We start from the raw sequence: 16,212 nt of genomic DNA, 5'->3' as shown, positions 1-16,212 counted from the left end.
CGACATTCGTCAACGCTTCTGACATCGGTTGACAATGTTCCGGAAACGGTTTCAGACTGACGCATGTCGATGTCTTCCAGTGCGGGGAGAGCGGCATGACCGTCACGATCAGAGACGTGGCACGGCTGGCCGGAGTGTCGCCGTCGTCGGTGTGCCGGGCCCTGGCGAACCCCGGCGCGGTCCGGCCCGGGACCCGTGAGCAGGTCGAACGGGCCGTGCGCGACCTGGGCTACGTGCCCAACCGGGCCGCCCGCGCCCTGAGCACCGGGCGCACCGGCAACCTGGGCGTGATCCTGCCCGACCTCGCCAATCCCTTCTTCGCGGGCATCGTCAAGGCCGCGCAGACCCGCGCCCGGACGCTCGGCCACTCGGTCTTCCTCAGCGACATCGACGAGGACCCCGCCGTCGAGACGCTGCTCATCCAGGCCCTGGTGAAACAGGTGGACGGCCTGCTGCTGTGCTCGCCGCGCTCCAGCGACGAGGAGCTGCGGGCCCTCCGCGGCCAGGTTCCGACCGTGCTGCTCAACCGGCGGCTCGCGCCGTTCCCGTCGGTGACCCTCGACGCCGCGGGCGGCATGGCCCAGGCGCTCGTCCACCTGCACGCGCTGGGACACCAGCGGGTGGCGTACGTGGCCGGGCCGCACACCTCCTGGGCCAACCGGGAGCGCCTGCGCGGCCTGCGTCAGGCCGCCGAGCCACGCCCGATCGAGCTGATCGAGGTGGGCACCGCACCGCCCACCGTGGAGGGTGGCGCCGCCGTGGCCGACGTGGTGCTGACCACCGGCGTCACGGCCGTGCTGGCCTTCAACGACCTGACCGCGCTGGGTCTGCTCAACCGCCTCCGGGCGCGCAACATCCACGTGCCCGAGGACATCAGTGTCATCGGCTTCGACGGGATCCTGCTGTCCAGCCTCGTCAGCCCCGCACTCACCACGATCGGCGTCGACATGGACAAGCTGGGGCAGGCCGGGGTGGACGTCCTGGTGGAGACGATGGCGGATCCCGCGCGTACGCCCGTGCACCGCAAGCTGCCCACGCAGCTGATCGTGCGCGCCTCCACCGACGTCGCCCGGCCTCATTGACGGTCGCGTCCGCGTCCTCCCCGCGCCCTTCCCTCCGCACTTCCGATCCTCCGCCCGGACCGCCTCACCCCGATCTCTTCGCCGGACCCCTTCGCAAGGAGCAGAGCCATGCCGTCCAGCAGACGCCAGTTCCTCGTCATGACCGCAGCGGCGGCCGGCCTCGCCGCGTGCAGCGCCCCCGACCAGGGCGGCAACACCGGGACGACCAGCGGCCCGGTGCCGGACAAGCCGTCGTCACCGCAGACCGTCAACGTCCTCGACGTCGCCGGCAACCTGCAACTCACCCAGCCGATGATCGACGACTTCGTGGCCCGCAACGACGACGTCATCGGCAAGGTCACCTACACCAAGGCGACCGCTCCCGAGCTGGTCGGCAAGGTCAAGGCGCAGCAGGGCGCCGGGCGCGTCGACATCGACCTGGTGCTGACCGGCGTCGACGGGCTGGCCGCCGGGATCGACCAGGGCCTCTGGATCGACCTGCTGCCGGCCTACGCGAGCCGCCTCACCGGAATGACCAATTACCTGCCGGGCGCGGCGGCCATGCAGAAGCTCGCGGGCAACGCCGGTGTCACGGTCACCTACTACCCGTCGGGCCCGCTCATCGAGTACCTGCCCAAGAACGTGGCCACTCCCCCGGCGACCGCGCAGGCGTTGCTCGACTGGGCCAGGGCCAACCCGGGCGGGTTCCAGTACGCCCGCCCCTCCAACTCGGGTCCCGGCCGGACCTTCCTCATGGGCCTGCCCTATCTGCTCGGCGACAGCGACCCCAAGGACCCGGCCGGCGGCTGGAACAAGACGTGGGACTTCCTGAAACAACTCGACAAGTACGTGACGCTGTACCCGTCGAGCACGAGCGAGACGATGAAGAACCTCGCCAACGGGTCCGCGAAGATCATCGCCTCGACGACCGGCTGGGACATCAATCCGCGGGTGCTCGGCACGGTGCCCAAGGAGGCGAAGGTCGGCACGCTCGAGGGCTTCCACTGGATCACCGACGCGCACTACGCCGTCGTGCCCAAGGGCGTCTCGACCGACAAGCAGGCCGCGGTGCTGGCGCTGATCGGGTTCATGCTGACGCCGGAGCAGCAGGCGAAGGCGTACGACAAGGGCTATTTCTATCCGGGCCCGGCCGTCAAGGACGTGCCGCTGTCCATGGCGCCGGAGGACAGCCGCAAGGCCGTCGAGGAATTCGGCCGCCCGGAGTACGACCAGCTGATCGCCGGCCATCCGCTGGAGGTGCCGCTGGAGGCCAAGGCGCTCGTGGCGGCCTTCGACCGGTGGGACCGGGAAGTCGGCGGGAACAAGGTGAAGAAGTGACCTCGTTCCGGCAGCTGCGGCTGGAACAGGTCACGCGCCGGTTCGGGACCAGCGACGCCCTGGCCGGCCTGGACCTGACGATCGAGCGGGGCGAGTTCATCGCGCTGCTCGGACCGTCCGGGTGCGGCAAGTCCACCGCGCTCAACTGTCTCGCCGGACTGCTGCCGCTGACCCGGGGCAGCATCTGGCGCGACGACACCCGGCTCGACACGCTGCCGGCCGAGCGGCGCGGCTTCGGCATGGTGTTCCAGAACTACGCGCTCTTCCCGCACATGTCGGTGCGCGGCAACGTCGCCTTCGGCCTGAAGATGCGACGGCTGCCGCGCGCCGAGGTCAGCCGGCGCACCGACGAGGCGATCCGGCTGGTCCGGCTCGAGGAGCACGCGGGCAAGCTGCCGGGCCAGCTCTCCGGCGGGCAGCAGCAGCGCGTGGCGATCGCCCGGGCCGTGGTGCTCGAGCCGTCGCTGGTGCTCATGGACGAGCCGCTGTCGAACCTCGACGCGATGCTGCGGCTGGAGATGCGCACGGAGATCCGGCGCCTGCACCAGTCGCTCGGGCTCACCACGGTCTACGTAACGCACGACCAGGAGGAGGCACTGTCCATGTCGGATCGGCTGGTCGTGCTCCGCGACGGGCGTGTGCAACAGATCGGGACGCCCGAGCAGGTACACACCCAGCCCGCGAACCGGCACGTGGCGAGCTTCATGGGCTATCGCAACCTCCTGCCGATGCGGGCGGCGGGCCCGGGCGTCGTGGAGGGCGACGGGCTGCGCCTCACGGGAACAGCCGTGGGAACCGTTTCCAGCGGTGACGCGGTCGAGGTGGCGATCCGGCCGGAGGACGTGCACCTCGGCCACGGGATCCCGGTGACCGTCGACGTCGTCGAGTACCAGGGGCGGGAGGTGGCCGCGGAGGTGCACACGGCCGGGGGTGTGCGGCTGCACCTGCGTACGGGCAAGGGGTTGCGGCCCGGCGACCAGGCGGAAGTGACCCTCGACCCGGACCGGTTGCTGATCTTCCCGCGCGTCGCCGGGGAGGCGTGATGGTCGCCCTCAGCCACCGGCTGGCGGACCGTGGCATCGATCGTCAGTTGTTCCTGCTGGTGCCCGCCACGCTGTTCGTCGCGGCCCTGTTCATCTACCCGTTCTGCTACGGGCTCGGGCTGTCCCTGCAACCGGAGCAGGGCGGCGTGCTCGGGGCCTACCGCGAGTTCTTCACCGACGCCTACCAGCGCGACACCATTCTCACGACGCTGCGGATCGCCCTGCCGGCCGCGCTGCTGAACGTGCTGGCATCGGTTCCCGTGGCGTACCGGATGCGGGGGCGGTTCCGCGGGAAGCGGTTGCTGACCACCGTGCTGGTCGTCCCCATCACGCTGGGGACCGTGCTCACGGCCGAGGGGCTGCTGAACTTCCTGGGCCCGGCGGGCTGGGTCAATCGCGCCCTCCTCGGCATCGGTGTCATCGACTCCCCGGTGACGCTCGTGCACAACTACTGGGGGGTGTTCCTGTCCCTGGTGATCACCGGGTTCCCGTTCGCCTTCCTGCTCGTGCTCTCCTACCTGTCCGGGATCGACCCGAGCCTCGAAAGGGCCGGCGCAACCCTGGGCGCGGGCTGGGCGCAGCGGTTCTTCCGGATCACGCTGCCCTTGCTCGCACCGGGGCTGGCGACCACGTTCTGCCTCACGTTCGTGCTCGCTTTCAGCGTGTTCCCGTCCGCGATCCTGGTCGGCGATCCGGCCGGCAGCACGCGGGTCATCTCCATCGCCGCGTACGAGGCCGCCTATGTGCGCTACGACTACGCGGGCGGGAGCGCGGCCGCCCTCATCATGGGACTGGTCGAGCTCGTCGTCATCGCCGTGGTGCTCGGCCTGCGCAGCCTGCTCTACACCGGCACCACGAGCGGAGGAAAAGGCTGATGCGACGGCGGCTGACAACGCGCGGGCCGATCCACGCCGACATCACGAGCGGAGGACAGGGCTGATGCGACTGCGGATCGGCGCGTGGTTCATGTGGACCGCGGTCGTCATCTTCTTCATCGGGCTGGCCGGCGTCGTCGGGTCGGTGGTCGTGAACTCCTTCGGCACGCGGTGGTTCGACACGTGGCTGCCCGAGGGCTGGACCACCGGCTGGTACGGCCAGGCCTGGGACGAGTTCACGCTGCTGCCCGTCCTCGGCGTCACGCTCGCCGTCTGCCTGCTCGTGGCGGTCATCTCCGTCCTCGTGGGCGTGCCGGCGTCCTACGTGCTGGCCCGCCGCGCCTTTCCCGGGCGGCGCGCGCTTTATCTGCTCTTTCTGCTGCCGATTCTGATGCCACCCATGACGTACGGAATTCCGCTCGCCACGGTGCTCTACAAGTACGGCTTCGCCGGGCACCTCTCCGGGGTCGTGCTCGCCAACCTCGTCCCGTCGATCCCGTTCGTCATCCTGACCATGACGCCGTTCATCGAGCAGATCGACCCGGCCGTCGAACGGGCGGCGCGCATGTGCGGTGCGCGTACCCGGCAGATCTTCCTGAAGGTCCTGGCCCCGCTGCTGGTGCCGGGCATCCTGGCCGCGAGCATCCTGGTCGTGGTGCGCACGGTGGGCATGTTCGAACTGACGTTCCTGACGGCGGGGCCGGACTCCCAGACGCTCGTCGTGGCGCTGTTCTACTCGATGTCGGCGGCCGGCATCCGCGCGCAGCAGTCGGTCGACGCGATGGCCGTCGTCTACACGGCGATGATGCTGGTGCTGCTGGTCGTGGCGCTGCGCTTCGTCAACCCCACGCAGCTCGTGGCCCGCGTCAAGGAGGACCCGGACGACTGACTGTCACCGGCGCGGCGGCCGCATCCCGAACCACTGCTCGGCACCGAACGCCTCGAACCGCTGCACCTCACCGAAGCCCAGCCTGGCCGCGAGCCGCATCGACGGGAGGTTCGCCGTCTGCGTGCAGAGCACCACCGGCTCGCCGGGCAACGCACCGTCGAACCAGGCGAGGGCCGCCGCGCAGGCTTCGGCGGCGTACCCGTGGCCCCACGCCTCCGGCAGGAACAGGTAGCCGAGGTCGACCTCGCCACGCTCGGGACGGACGCGGTCCCTGGGGCCGAGGTTGCGCCGCTCCAGCATGACAGTGCCGATGGCTGGTCCACGCCCGCCGGGCGCGTCCGTGTCGCGGCCGGGCGGGGTGGCCGCGTCGCCGCCCGACGCGGTGGCCGTGTCGCGGCCGGGCAGGGTGGCCGTGTCGCGGCCGGGCAAGGTGGCCGCGTCGCGGCCGGACGGGGTGCTTGTGGCGCGGCCGGACGGGGTCGGCCCGCCCTGGCAGGGGGGCGCCGCGAGCTCGACGACGAAGACGCCGGGGCGCCGGCCGGGCACGCCGGGCAGGGTGCGTTCGAGCTCGTCGCGGGGTTGCGGGCCGCCGAGATAGGCGCTGACCTCGGGCGACGCGGACAACTCGAGGAACGTCGCCCGGTCCCGGGCCTCGGACTGGCGCAGGACCAGGCGCTCGGTCCTGATCGGGGCGGGTGGCCATGCGACGGGTCCCAGATCCGGCATGCGGGCACGCTAGCAGGCGGGCGCCGGCAGCGGGTCAGCGAGACTCGGCGGTGCCGTCGAGGAGGTGGTAGCGGGCCATGACGGCGGCGCGGCGGGTGCGGTTGACGGTGCGGACCCGGCGGGCGACGAGGAAGAGGTCGACGAGAGTCCAGACGCCGAGGCCGCCGAGGGTGAAGAGCATGGCCATCGAGCGGGCGGTGTCGCCGAGGTAGAAGCGGTGGCCGCCGAGGAGGCCGGTGACGCACCACAGCGCGTACGCGATGCGCACGTCCTTGGCGACGGCGGCGTAGTCGGACTCGGCCTGGCGCACCCGGAGCTGCTCCCAGGCCGGCAGCTCGGCGGGCGGGTTCACGGAGCCCAGGATAGCCCCGGCAGGCCGGAGGCGGCGAGGGCGATCCGAGCGGGACACGGCCGGTCAGCCCGGGGCGATCAGAGCCGCGTAGTCGTTGCCGGTGAGGGGGTCGCGGGAGAGGGAGCCGTCCGCGCGGGGCACCTCGAGGAGCTGGCCGTGGCGGGTGAAGACGACGGCGCTGACGTCCGGGCGGGAGGTGAGGGTGCAGACGATCTGTCCGTACGTGAGCGCGTCGTCGACGATGGCCGCCGACTCGTCGGACTCGGCGACCTCCACGCGGGCCTCGCTGCCGGAGGGGGACCGGGACACCGTCAGGGTGAGGCCGGTGAGCGCCGTGGTCAGGCCGGTGTCCCGCTCGGCCTCGTCGGGGCCGGCCAGCAGGTGGGTCAGCTGGCGCTGGGCGTCGGGCGGGGCGTCGATGCGGCGTACGGCCTGGACCAGCTGATCGTCCCGGACCAGGCACAGGATCTCGGCGTAGGCCCCGGGCCGGCCGGCCGCGACGCTGGGCAGCGCGGCCGTCAGCGGCGGGCGCGGCAGGTCGACGCGGTGCGGCTGGTCCTGGGCGGGCAGCCCGCACGCGGTGAGCGAAACGACAGAAACGAGCACCACCAGCCGGCGCATCACGCGCACCCGGACAGGTCGATGCGGAAGCGGGCGCCGCCGCCGGGACGGTCCGACACCGAGGCGCGGCCCTCGTGGGCGGCGGCGTGCTGGGCGACGATGGACAGGCCGAGTCCGGTGCCGTCGCTGTCGCCGCGCCCGTTCGCCGCGGCGCCACGCACGAACCGGTCGAAGATGATCTCGCGCTGGTCCGCCGGCACGCCCGGCCCGGCGTCGTCGACCTCCACGAAGCACGGACCCACGCGTACGGCCGTGACTCCCCCGCCGTACCGCTGGGCGTTGTCGACCAGATTGCCCAGCGCCTGCTCGATGCGGCGCCGGTCGACATGCCAGTCGCCGGCCGTGCCGGGCAGCACCTCGACCAGCCCGGCGGTGAGCCCGTACCGGCGCAGCACCTTGCGGGCGAGCTCGGCGATGTCGGTGGCCTCCCGGTGCGCGGGCTGGTCGCTGCGGGCCAGCTCGATCAGGTCGTCGACGAGCGCCTGGAAGCGGGCGATCTCCTCGGTGATCATGCCCAGCGCCTCGGCCGACCGCTCGTCCAGCCCCTCCCGCCGGCGCTCGACCACGCTGGCGGCCGCGGACAGGGTCTGCAGCGGCGACCGGAGCTCGTGGCTGACGTCGGCCGCGAAGCGCCGGTCGCGGGCCATCCGGCGGCTGAGCTCGTCCGCCATGTGGTTGAACGAGGCCGACAGCTGCGCCAGCTCGGGCTCGGTGTGCGGGTCCATGCGCGCGTCGAGGTTGCCCCCGGCGAGGTCCCGGGCGGTCGCCACGACGGCGGTGAGGGGGCGCAGGGAGTGCCGGGTGACGTACCAGCCGACCGCCGCCCCGCCACCCGCGACCAGGACCGCGACCACGAGCAGGACCAGCGCCAGCAGCTGCAGGGTGCGCTCCAGCTCGCGCAGCGACACGAGCTCGTAGAGCACCGCGGACGCCGACAACGGCACCGCGACCACGAGCATGGCCGTCCCGTCCCGGTGGATGCGCTGCGCCCCGGCCTCACCCCGCTGCGCCAGGGCCTGCAGCGGCGGCGGCACGGCGGCGCGTACGGGCAGGTCGGCCGTCAGGGAGTACCACCGGCCGTGCCATTGGAGCAGGGCGTCGCGGTCGGCCCCGGTGTCCAGCGACCGCAGCAGCGCCAGCACGTCCGGATCGCTCCCGGCCAGGCCCGAGTCGACCACCGCGGCGTCGAAGTAGGCCGCGCGCACGGCGGTGCTCTCGCGCTCCTGCGCCAGGGTGCGGCGGGTCAACTCGTACGAGACCAGGGTCACGCACGCCGACAGGGCCAGCGCCCCGACGGCGAACGCGGCCGTGACCCGGGCGCGGAGTCCCAGGCGCCTCACCGCTGCAACTTGTAGCCGAGTCCCCGGACCGTCACCAGGTGCCGCGGGGCGCCCGAGTCGTGCTCGATCTTCTGCCGCAGCCGCCCCACGTGCACGTCGACCAGCCGCTCGTCGCCGGTCGTGTAGCCCCAGACCCGCTCCAGCAGTTGCTCGCGCGACACGACCTGCCCCGGGCGATCGGCCAGCTCGCACAGCAGCCGGAACTCCGTGCGGGTGACCGCCACGGGGTGGCCGGCCAGCAGGACCTCGCCGGCCTCGGGGCGTACCTCCAGATCGCCGAACACCGCCGAGCCGGCGCCCGCGGGCACACCCCGCGCCCGCCGGTGCAGCGCGCGCAGCCGGGCCGCCAGCTCCTTGACGGCGACCGGCTTCACGATGTAGTCGTCGGCGCCGGCCTCCAGCCCGGCAACGATGTCATGGGTGTCGTCGCGCGCGCTGATCACCACGATCGGGACGTCGTCGTGCCGGCGCAGCTCCCGGATGCAGGAGAAGCCGTCCATGCCGGGCAGCATGAGGTCGACGAGCACGGTGTCGGCCGCCTCCCGCCGCTGCGCCGCCAGCCCCTCCTCGGCGGTGGCGACGCCCCGGGCGGCGTACCCCTCGTCCTCCAGCGCCATGGCCAGCGACCGGCGGATCCGGTCGTCGTCCTCGATCAACAGCACGGAACCCATACCCGCATGATGCCCGGCCCCGCCGCCGCCGACCGGCAATGAGTCGAGATCGTCACAACATGACGGAACCCGCTCGGTTCTGACACATCGGGGACAACGCCGTTTGCCCGGCCACCCGCTCCGGGAATCCGCCGGCCATGGAAATCTCCGGCATCGTCACCGCGATCATCATCGGCCTGGTCATCGGGGCCCTGGGCCGCCTGGTCGTGCCCGGCAAGCAGAACATCCCGATCTGGCTCACCATCGTCATCGGCATCGTCGCCGCCATCATCGGCACCTTCCTCGCCGCCGCCATCGGCGTCGCGGACACCGACGGCATCGACTGGATCGAGCTGATCATCCAGATCGCCCTCGCCGCCGTCGGCGTCAGCCTGGTCGCCGGCCTCTACGGCCGCCGCCGCTGACCTGCCCGCCCCACGCGCGGCCGCGCTCGAAGCGGCCGCGCCGCCGTCCTGCCCCCACCCCGCGCGGCCGCTCCCGAAGCGGCCGCGCCGCCGTCCTGCCCGCACCCTGCGCGGTGGCTCCCGAAGCTGCCGCGCCAGCTGGCCCGGCCTGCCGTCTCTCGGTCTGCCCGGGGCTGACGAACGAGCCCGGGCCCGCCAACGAGCCGCAGCCGCTCCGCCTGCGGTTGCGCGCGGCGGGACCGGCATACTCGTTCGCCATGGAGCTGGACGAGTATCAGCGGGGGGCGATGCGGACGGCCGCGCCCCGCGACAAGCCGAATGAGCTGCTGCATCTGGTGCTCGGCCTGGTCGGCGAGTCGGGCGAGATCGCCGAGAAGTTCAAGAAGTGGGTACGCGACCAGGGCAGCGACGAGGCCCGCATCGACCGGGCGGACATCGCCAAGGAGCTGGGCGACGTGCTGTGGTACGCGGCCGTGCTCGCCGACTACCTCGACCTGTCGCTGGACGACATCGCAACGGCCAACCTGACCAAGCTCGCCGACCGCCAGGCGCGCGGCGTCCTCGGCGGCAGCGGCGACAATCGCTGACAGCCGGCGTCTCAGCTGCGGCGCACGAGCGTGCCCTCGCCGGCGCAGGCGCTGAGCAAATGCAGCGCGGCCTCGTCGCTGGAGTTCGGCGCCGCGCTGTAGGTCAGCAGCCGGTGCCCGTCGTCCCCGGGCAAGTGCAGCGCCTCGAACTGCAGCTCGAGATCGCCGACGACGGGGTGGTGCAGGTGTTTCGTCCCGGAGCCGCAGACCTGCACCGGGTGCTTGGCCCAGCAGGCGGCGAACTCGGGGCTCTTGACGATCAGCTCGCCGATCAGGGCCGTGAGCGCGGCGTCGTCGGGGCGGCGCTCGTCGTCGGTCAGCGCCAGGGCGCGGTGCTCGGCCTGGGGACCGTCCTCGGCGGCGTGCTCGGGCCCAAGGTGATCGGCCGGGTCGGCCACCCGCCCCGGGCCATCGCCCTGGGCATGAGCCAGCAGATCGGCATCACGCGGTGGCCGTCGTGGTGTTCCTGCCGGCGCCCCGGCGGCGGGCGTGATCAGTGGCCGGCGTTGTCCATCCCGACGGCGTCCGGGTGCAGGGTCACCTTTTCCGGGTACACGCGGCCGAGGACGGCCAGGGTCGACAGGTCGTCCAGCCCGGCGGTGCCGACGGCCCCCTGCCCGGTGACCATGCTCGGGGCGGCCAGCACGGCGGCGGCGCTCGCCGTGGGCCGGCCGGCCTCGGTCGTGCTCGTCCGGGCGTACCGGTGGCCGCGCAGCGCCTGACCGAGGTCGACCGACCACCCGGGCGTCTCGATGTGCGCCGATCGGACACCGTCGCGGACCGGCCCGGCCACGATGCGGGCCGGACCGGGCGCCGGCCACTCATGGGGAGCAACGGTCAGGGCCGTACGCGGCGCCGCGTAGTAGTCCGCGAGCTCGCTGACGTACGTGGCCGTCTCGCCGGCGTCCGGAGCCGGTTGCCAGGTGAGCAGGTAGCGCGGCGCGGTGTGCACCGAGCCGGTCGCGACGGCCGGGAGCACCGTCGCCCGGTCGTGATCGAAACCGTAGCCCTCGGCGCCGCCGCTCCCGCCGGTGACGACCTGCCGGGCATAGGCGACGACCGACGAGTGCCGGATCTTGCGGAACATGGCCTCGGCGAAGAACTGCTCCCGCGCGGGCTCGAGGTGCCGCAGGCCGAGGGACGTCACGCGAAGAGGCACCTGCCGCCAGTTGACGAAGGGCAGCAGGGCGTCGCGCAGCAGCACGGTCTGGTGGATCCACTCGTTGAAGTTCTGGATGGCGACCGGCCCGCCGCGCCGCCCGAGCAGCAGGTCGGCGGCCGGGTGGGTGAGCAGCTCCCCGTAGCAGTGGCTGCGGACGACCAGGGCTCCGGCGGGGAAGCTGTCGCGGCCGGCGAGCAGCCGGTCGAGGGCCTCCACGGCCCAGCCGGCGATCTCCCGCCCGATGGTTCCGGCCTGGGCGAGCAGTTCGTCGTTGGCCCGGGAGACGCCGGCCCGCAACGGCATCGTGCTCTCCCGGGTGCCCACCGCGAGCGTGGTGCGCACCTGGTCGGCCAGCACGTCGCGGTCGGCGTCGCGCAGGGCCTCGATCGTGCCCTGCAGCAGCGGCATTGTCAGGTCGGCGAACTCGGGGGCGGTCAGGGTCGTGGGGTCGCTCATCAGGTTCCAGCGGTCGGCGCCGAGCATGGTCTCCACCTTTCTGGATCGGTCGTTACAGATTCGGGGCAGCGAAAACTCAGTCGAGGGCGCCCAGCGCGACCTCCACGAGGGGCGTCAGAGCCTGGACGTCGGGGGTGACCTTCGCCGTGACCAGCAGTCCGTTGAGGAAGGCGACCAGGAACGCCGCGAGCGTCCGCGGGTCGTGCCGGTCGGCGATCTCGCCCCGGCCGGCCGCGGCCCGCAGCACGTCGGCCAGGGCGTCCTGACTGATCGCGAGGGCGTCGCGGACCGCACGCCGGGTCGGCCCGTCCTGCGGCAGCCGCTCCCCGGCCGCGTTGACGAGCAGGCAGCCCTGCCCGCCGTGCAGGACGGCGATCCGGATCCGCTCCACGAGCATCGTCCGGATCACGGCCCGTACGTCACCACCCGCCCGCAGATCCGCGAGCGCGGCAGCGGCGAGGGTGTCGCGATAGTGCGCCAGCGCAGCCCGGTAGAGGCCGTCCTTGTTGCCGAAAGCCGCGTACAGCGAGCCCTGCCCGACGCCCAGGTGCTCGGTGAGGTCCCGCACGGAGGTCGCCTCGTAGCCACGCGTCCAGAAGAGGTCCATCGCCCGCGCCACGGCGGCGTCGGTGTCGAACTCTCGGATGCGGGCCACGAGGAGCAGCCTAGGTTATCTGGATCGAGTGTTCAAGAATTACGGCGACGGCGGGATGCGGCGGCGGACGTCGGGGACGGTGGCGGGGCCCGGCTCGTAGCGGGCGACCCACGGCTTGTCGGCGGGCGGGGCCTGCACGCCCTCCTCCAGGAAGGCGTAGCGGCCGCCCAGGACGCGGCGGGCGGCCTCGGCGTCGATGGCATCCGTGTTGGTCCAGAGGGCGGCGAAGAGCGCGTCGACGCGCAGGCGGGACTGGCGGCAGAACAGGTCGGCCAGCTCGGTGGCCTCGGGGCGGTCCGAGCGGGCGCGGACGCAGACGGCGGACATGGCGAACAGCTCGGCGCCGATGTCGACGATCCGGCCGAGGAAGGCCTGCTTGCGTTCGAGCCTGCCCTGCCAGCGGGACATGCCGTAGAAGGTGGCGCGGGCGAGGCGGCGGGAGGCGCGCTCGGCGAAGCGCACGTGGGCCGCCAGCCGGCCGTGGTCCGCGTACGCGGTGGGGCCCTGACCGACCGCGAGCGTGGGCAGCCAGCGGGCGTAGAACGCGCCGGCCTGGACCCCCGCGCGCGCCTTGCGGCCGAGGCCGGCCGCCGGGTCGATGATGTCGCCGGCGACCGCGAGGTGCTCGTCGACGGCCTCGCGGGCGATGAGCAGGTGCATGATCTCGGTGGAGCCCTCGAAGATGCGGTTGATCCGCATGTCGCGCAGCATCTGCTCGGCCTCGGCGCCGCGCTCGCCCCGGGCGGCCAGCGACTCGCCCGTCTCGTAGCCGCGCCCGCCGCGGATCTGGACCAGCTCGTCGGTGACCCGCCAGGCCGTCTCGCTGGCGAAGAGCTTGACCAGCGCCGCCTCGATGCGGATGTCGTTGCGGTCGTCGTCGGCCAGCTCGCAGCAGAGCTCGAGCATCGACTCCATGGCGTACGTCGAGGCGGCGATGAAGGCGATCTTCGTGGCCACGGCCTCGTGCTCGCCCACCGGCCGGCCCCACTGCACCCGCGCCGCCGACCACTCCCGGGCGATGGTCAGCGCCCGCTTGCTCGCGCTCAGGCACATCGCGGGCAGCGACAGCCGGCCCGTGTTGAGCGTGGTCAGCGCGATGCGCAGGCCCTTGCCGGGGCCGCCGATGACGTTCGCCGCGGGCACGAACACGTCGTGCAGCCGGGTGACGCTGTTCTCCAGGCCGCGCAGCCCGAGGAAGGCGTTGCGGCGCTCCACCGTGATGCCGGGCGCGTCGCCCTCGACCACGAACGCCGTGATGCCCTTCCCGGGCACCTGCGCCATCACCACGAGCAGGGTGGCGACCGTGCCGTTGGTCGCCCACAGCTTGACGCCGTTGAGCCGGTAGCCGCCCTCGACCGGCTCGGCCGTCGTGCTCAGGCGCGCCGGGTCGGAGCCGACGTCGGGCTCGGTGAGCAGGAACGCGGACACCTCGCCGGCCGCCAGCCGGGGCAGGAACTCGCGCTTCTGCCCGGGCGTGCCGAACAGCTTGAGCGGCTGCGGGACCCCGATCGACTGATGCGCCGAGAGCAGCGCGCCGACGGCGGGGCTGACCGAGCCGGCCAGGGTCAGCGCGCGGCAGTAGTCCAGATTCGACAGACCCAGCCCCCCGTACGCCCGGTCGATCTTCATCCCGAAGGCGCCGAGCCGGGCCAGGCCGTGGAAGACCTCGTCCGGGATGCGCGCCTCCCGCTCGATGCGCGCGCCGTCCACCTCGGCGGCCAGGTAGGCGGCGAGCTCGGCGAGGAAGGGGTGCGGCGCGGGGCGGGCGGCCGGCGGCGGGTCGATCAGGTCGAGGCGGAACCGGCCCAGGAACAGCTCCTTGCCGAAGCTCGGCTTGCGCCACGTGGACTCCCGGGCCGACTCGGCGACCTGGCGTGCCTGCTGCTCCGAGACGTCGGCGGTCACGGCCCACCCCCTCGACGGGTTCGTCTGCGTCACGCTACGGGAGAGGCTCCGATGATCGGTAGACCTTACGAACCCGTGACCGACCGCCGCACTCCCTGGCGCCGCACCGGGCCGCCACGCCACCGTGGGAGTCCCCGGAGAGAGGCAGACCATGATCGGCGTCATCGGCGGCAGTGGCATGGACGACCTGGACACCTTGGCGGACGTCCGGACCGTGGAGATCACGACGGAGTACGGAACCCCGAGCGCCCCCGTCACGATCGGCACCCTCGCCGGGCGCGAGGTGGCGTTCCTGACGCGGCACGGGCGCGGGCACGGGCTGTTGCCGGCCGAGGTGCCGTACCGGGCGAACATCGCCGCCCTCCGCGAGCTCGGCGTCCGGCAGGTCCTGGCGGTCAGCGCGGTGGGCAGCCTGACCGAGCGGCTGGCGCCGGGCACCCTGGTCGTGCCGGACCAGATCGTCGACCGGACCCGGGGCGCCCGGGCGGGCACGTTCTTCGGCGACGGGGTGGTGGGGCACGTGCCGATGGCGGAGCCCTACTGCGGGCGGCTGCGCAAGGTGCTGCTGGCCGCCGGTCCGGACGGGACCGTGGACGGGGCGACGTACTGCTGCATCGAGGGCCCGCAGTTCTCCACCCGCGCGGAGTCCCACCTCTACCGGTCGTGGGGGCTGGACGTCATCGGCATGACCGCCGTGCCCGAGGCCGCGCTGGCCCGCGAGGCCGGGCTCTGCTACGCCGCGCTGGCGCTGGTGACCGATTATGACTGCTGGCACGAGAGCGCCGAGAGCGTCACCGCGGAGCTGGTCGCCCAGACCGTGCGCGCCAACGTCACCGCGGCCCGGGCGGTGCTGGCCGAGGGGATCGCCCAGGTCGATCCGGGCACCGGCTGCGCGTGCCGGCGCGCCCTGGACGGCGCGATCATCACCGACCCGGCGGCGATCAGCCGGCAGGCGCGGGCGCGGCTGGGGATCGCAGCGGCAACCGGACGATGAAGCGGCAGCCGGTTCCGGTGTTGCCCACCTCCACCTGCCCGCCGTGCGCCTCCACCAGCCCCCGTACGATCGCCAGCCCCAGCCCCCCGCCGGTGCCCGACGGCTCCGGGCTGCGGGCGCGCTGGCCGCGGAAGGCCACGTCGAAGACGCGGGGCAGGTCGCTCTCCGGGATGCCGCCGCACGTGTCGGAGACCGCCAGCCAGGCGCCGTCGTGGCCGGCGCCGGCCTCGATGTGCACGGTCCCGTCGTCCGGGGTGTAGCGCACCGAGTTGACCAGCAGGTTCGTGACGACGCGGGCGAGCTCGGGCTCGCTGGCCGGCACGGTCGGCCAGCCCTGCTCCGCCGCCACCAGCCGGATCCGGCGGGCGGCGGCCAGCGGGGCCGCGGCGGCCAGCGCCTCGGACACCACGTCGGCCAGGGCGACCCGGGCCAGGGTGAGCCGCAGCGCGCCCGCGTTGATCCGGGACAGCTCGAACAAATCGTCGACGAGCCGGCTCATCCGGTCGGTCTCGACCCGGATGCGGCGGTGGTAGTCGGCGACCGTGGCCGGGTCGGAGACGACGTCGTCCTCCAGCGCCTCGGCCATCGCGCGCAGGCCCGCCAGGGGCGTCCGCAGGTCGTGCGACACCCACGCGACCAGCTCCCGCCGACCAGCCTCCAGGTGACGCTCCCGCTCCCGGGCCTGGGCCGTCCACATCGCGGCGGCCGCCAGGCGCCGGCCCGCGAGGATGCCGCCGGCCAGGCTCACCAGGGCGGCGGCCGCGACGGTCATCAGGACCACCTGAAGGTCGTGCGGCGACAGGAACATCGCCGTGGCGACGGTGACCACCCCGGCCACCACCGCCGCCACGGTGCAGCCGAGCAGCACGGCGATGTGCAGGGCGATCGAGCGGCGGTGCAGCAGGCGCAAAGCGAGCAGGCCGGCCAGGCCGACGACGCCGCCGGCCGCGAGGGCGTACGCGCCGATGAGCAACTGGTCCGTCATGCCGGCACCGGCTCGTAGCGGTAGCCGACGCCCCACGCGGTCAGGATGCGCCGCGGCGCGGCCGGGTCCGCCTCGATCTTCTCGCGCAGCCGCCGCACGTGCACCGTGACCGTCGACTGGTCGCCGAACTGCCAGCCCCACACCTCGG

General features: G+C 73.1%; 19 protein-coding genes. 8 read left to right on the top strand and 11 right to left on the bottom strand.

Going from position 1 to position 16,212, the window contains the following annotated elements; all coding sequences use genetic code 11:
- The first annotated feature begins 95 nt into the window (after nucleotides 1-95).
- From RBH18_RS10735 to RBH18_RS10715, 5 genes are all read left to right on the top strand, one after another.
- Complete coding sequence (locus RBH18_RS10735; RefSeq protein WP_306206363.1) at nucleotides 96-1,082, top strand: LacI family DNA-binding transcriptional regulator; 987 nt, start codon at nucleotides 96-98, stop codon at nucleotides 1,080-1,082.
- Nucleotides 1,083-1,190: 108 nt separating this feature from the next.
- Nucleotides 1,191-2,399, top strand: coding sequence for an ABC transporter substrate-binding protein (locus RBH18_RS10730; RefSeq protein ID WP_306206361.1), 1,209 nt, complete (start codon nucleotides 1,191-1,193; stop codon nucleotides 2,397-2,399).
- Nucleotides 2,396-3,442 (top strand): ABC transporter ATP-binding protein, encoded by a 1,047-nt coding sequence (locus tag RBH18_RS10725; protein WP_306206359.1) that lies wholly within the window; start codon nucleotides 2,396-2,398, stop codon nucleotides 3,440-3,442. Before RBH18_RS10730 ends, RBH18_RS10725 begins: the two co-directional genes overlap by 4 nt.
- Nucleotides 3,442-4,317: an ABC transporter permease gene (locus RBH18_RS10720; protein ID WP_306206356.1), complete on the top strand. Its 876-nt coding sequence runs from the start codon at nucleotides 3,442-3,444 to the stop codon at nucleotides 4,315-4,317. Before RBH18_RS10725 ends, RBH18_RS10720 begins: the two co-directional genes overlap by 1 nt.
- Before the next feature lie 64 nt (nucleotides 4,318-4,381).
- The gene (locus RBH18_RS10715) at nucleotides 4,382-5,206 is read left to right on the top strand and encodes an ABC transporter permease (protein ID WP_306206354.1); all 825 of its coding nucleotides are present in this window, start codon (nucleotides 4,382-4,384) and stop codon (nucleotides 5,204-5,206) included.
- Nucleotides 5,207-5,209: 3 nt separating this feature from the next.
- Here the strand turns inward: RBH18_RS10715 and RBH18_RS10710 are convergent, their stop codons facing one another.
- From RBH18_RS10710 to RBH18_RS10690, 5 genes are all read right to left on the bottom strand, one after another.
- Nucleotides 5,210-5,932, bottom strand: coding sequence for a GNAT family N-acetyltransferase (locus RBH18_RS10710; protein WP_306206352.1), 723 nt, complete (start codon nucleotides 5,930-5,932; stop codon nucleotides 5,210-5,212).
- 34 nt (nucleotides 5,933-5,966) lie between these two features.
- Complete coding sequence (locus tag RBH18_RS10705; protein WP_306206350.1) at nucleotides 5,967-6,284, bottom strand: TM2 domain-containing protein; 318 nt, start codon at nucleotides 6,282-6,284, stop codon at nucleotides 5,967-5,969.
- 63 nt (nucleotides 6,285-6,347) lie between these two features.
- A complete protein-coding gene (locus RBH18_RS10700; RefSeq protein ID WP_306206348.1) occupies nucleotides 6,348-6,905 on the bottom strand; it encodes a GerMN domain-containing protein in 558 nt (185 codons plus the stop codon).
- Nucleotides 6,905-8,245 (bottom strand): sensor histidine kinase, encoded by a 1,341-nt coding sequence (locus tag RBH18_RS10695; RefSeq protein ID WP_306206346.1) that lies wholly within the window; start codon nucleotides 8,243-8,245, stop codon nucleotides 6,905-6,907. The genes RBH18_RS10700 and RBH18_RS10695 overlap by 1 nt, the downstream gene beginning before the upstream one ends.
- A complete protein-coding gene (locus RBH18_RS10690; protein WP_306206344.1) occupies nucleotides 8,242-8,916 on the bottom strand; it encodes a response regulator transcription factor in 675 nt (224 codons plus the stop codon). Before RBH18_RS10690 ends, RBH18_RS10695 begins: the two co-directional genes overlap by 4 nt.
- A 137-nt stretch (nucleotides 8,917-9,053) precedes the next feature.
- On the opposite strand from RBH18_RS10690, the gene RBH18_RS10685 reads away from it, so the two are divergent.
- Together RBH18_RS10685 and RBH18_RS10680 are read left to right on the top strand one after the other, a co-directional pair.
- On the top strand, nucleotides 9,054-9,320 hold the full coding sequence (locus RBH18_RS10685; RefSeq protein ID WP_306206343.1) for a GlsB/YeaQ/YmgE family stress response membrane protein: 267 nt from the start codon (nucleotides 9,054-9,056) through the stop codon (nucleotides 9,318-9,320).
- A gap of 257 nt (nucleotides 9,321-9,577) precedes the next feature.
- A complete protein-coding gene (locus RBH18_RS10680) occupies nucleotides 9,578-9,907 on the top strand; it encodes a nucleoside triphosphate pyrophosphohydrolase family protein (protein WP_306206341.1) in 330 nt (109 codons plus the stop codon).
- An 11-nt stretch (nucleotides 9,908-9,918) separates the two neighbouring features.
- On the opposite strand, the gene RBH18_RS10675 is transcribed toward RBH18_RS10680, so the two are convergent.
- The 4 genes from RBH18_RS10675 to RBH18_RS10660 all read right to left on the bottom strand — a co-directional run bounded on the left by RBH18_RS10675 (nucleotide 9,919) and on the right by RBH18_RS10660 (nucleotide 14,118).
- The gene (locus RBH18_RS10675) at nucleotides 9,919-10,305 is read right to left on the bottom strand and encodes an MmyB family transcriptional regulator (protein ID WP_306206339.1); all 387 of its coding nucleotides are present in this window, start codon (nucleotides 10,303-10,305) and stop codon (nucleotides 9,919-9,921) included.
- 95 nt (nucleotides 10,306-10,400) lie between these two features.
- Nucleotides 10,401-11,552, bottom strand: coding sequence for a hypothetical protein (locus RBH18_RS10670; protein WP_306206337.1), 1,152 nt, complete (start codon nucleotides 11,550-11,552; stop codon nucleotides 10,401-10,403).
- Between the two features lie 49 nt (nucleotides 11,553-11,601).
- Complete coding sequence (locus RBH18_RS10665; RefSeq protein WP_306206335.1) at nucleotides 11,602-12,180, bottom strand: TetR/AcrR family transcriptional regulator; 579 nt, start codon at nucleotides 12,178-12,180, stop codon at nucleotides 11,602-11,604.
- A gap of 39 nt (nucleotides 12,181-12,219) precedes the next feature.
- Nucleotides 12,220-14,118 carry an acyl-CoA dehydrogenase family protein gene (locus RBH18_RS10660; RefSeq protein WP_372338898.1) on the bottom strand — a complete coding sequence of 633 codons (1,899 nt, stop codon included), beginning with the start codon at nucleotides 14,116-14,118 and terminating at the stop codon, nucleotides 12,220-12,222.
- Nucleotides 14,119-14,236: 118 nt separating this feature from the next.
- On the opposite strand from RBH18_RS10660, the gene mtnP reads away from it, so the two are divergent.
- Nucleotides 14,237-15,079 (top strand): S-methyl-5'-thioadenosine phosphorylase, encoded by an 843-nt coding sequence (gene mtnP / locus RBH18_RS10655; RefSeq protein WP_306206331.1) that lies wholly within the window; start codon nucleotides 14,237-14,239, stop codon nucleotides 15,077-15,079.
- On the opposite strand, the gene RBH18_RS10650 is transcribed toward mtnP, so the two are convergent.
- Together RBH18_RS10650 and RBH18_RS10645 are read right to left on the bottom strand one after the other, a co-directional pair.
- A complete protein-coding gene (locus RBH18_RS10650) occupies nucleotides 15,027-16,064 on the bottom strand; it encodes a sensor histidine kinase (RefSeq protein WP_306206329.1) in 1,038 nt (345 codons plus the stop codon). The genes mtnP and RBH18_RS10650 overlap by 53 nt on opposite strands.
- Nucleotides 16,061-16,212, bottom strand: a 152-nt coding sequence (locus tag RBH18_RS10645) for a winged helix-turn-helix domain-containing protein (RefSeq protein ID WP_306206464.1), incomplete at its 5' end; no start/stop codon positions are given. The genes RBH18_RS10650 and RBH18_RS10645, both read right to left, overlap by 4 nt.

It is taken from the genome of Actinoplanes oryzae, from assembly GCF_030757795.1.
In the GTDB taxonomy this organism is placed as follows: Bacteria; Actinomycetota; Actinomycetes; order Mycobacteriales; family Micromonosporaceae; genus Actinoplanes.
The sequence above is the reverse complement of the archived record's forward strand: the minus strand, read 5'-3'. Positions and strand labels throughout refer to the sequence as shown.

What these genes read in the sequence shown, in the direction of transcription:
- RBH18_RS10715 (WP_306206354.1), top strand. Translation starts at nt 4,382, where the DNA reads ATGCGACTGCGGATCGGCGCGTGGTTCATGTGGACCGCGGTCGTCATC.
- RBH18_RS10685 (WP_306206343.1), top strand. Translation starts at nt 9,054, where the DNA reads ATGGAAATCTCCGGCATCGTCACCGCGATCATCATCGGCCTGGTCATC.
- RBH18_RS10730 (WP_306206361.1), top strand. Translation starts at nt 1,191, where the DNA reads ATGCCGTCCAGCAGACGCCAGTTCCTCGTCATGACCGCAGCGGCGGCC.
- RBH18_RS10735 (WP_306206363.1), top strand. Translation starts at nt 96, where the DNA reads ATGACCGTCACGATCAGAGACGTGGCACGGCTGGCCGGAGTGTCGCCG.
- RBH18_RS10720 (WP_306206356.1), top strand. Translation starts at nt 3,442, where the DNA reads ATGGTCGCCCTCAGCCACCGGCTGGCGGACCGTGGCATCGATCGTCAG.
- RBH18_RS10710 (WP_306206352.1), bottom strand. Translation starts at nt 5,932, where the DNA reads ATGCCGGATCTGGGACCCGTCGCATGGCCACCCGCCCCGATCAGGACC.
- mtnP (WP_306206331.1), top strand. Translation starts at nt 14,237, where the DNA reads ATGATCGGCGTCATCGGCGGCAGTGGCATGGACGACCTGGACACCTTG.
- RBH18_RS10650 (WP_306206329.1), bottom strand. Translation starts at nt 16,064, where the DNA reads ATGACGGACCAGTTGCTCATCGGCGCGTACGCCCTCGCGGCCGGCGGC.
- RBH18_RS10700 (WP_306206348.1), bottom strand. Translation starts at nt 6,905, where the DNA reads ATGCGCCGGCTGGTGGTGCTCGTTTCTGTCGTTTCGCTCACCGCGTGC.
- RBH18_RS10680 (WP_306206341.1), top strand. Translation starts at nt 9,578, where the DNA reads ATGGAGCTGGACGAGTATCAGCGGGGGGCGATGCGGACGGCCGCGCCC.
- RBH18_RS10690 (WP_306206344.1), bottom strand. Translation starts at nt 8,916, where the DNA reads ATGGGTTCCGTGCTGTTGATCGAGGACGACGACCGGATCCGCCGGTCG.
- RBH18_RS10670 (WP_306206337.1), bottom strand. Translation starts at nt 11,552, where the DNA reads ATGCTCGGCGCCGACCGCTGGAACCTGATGAGCGACCCCACGACCCTG.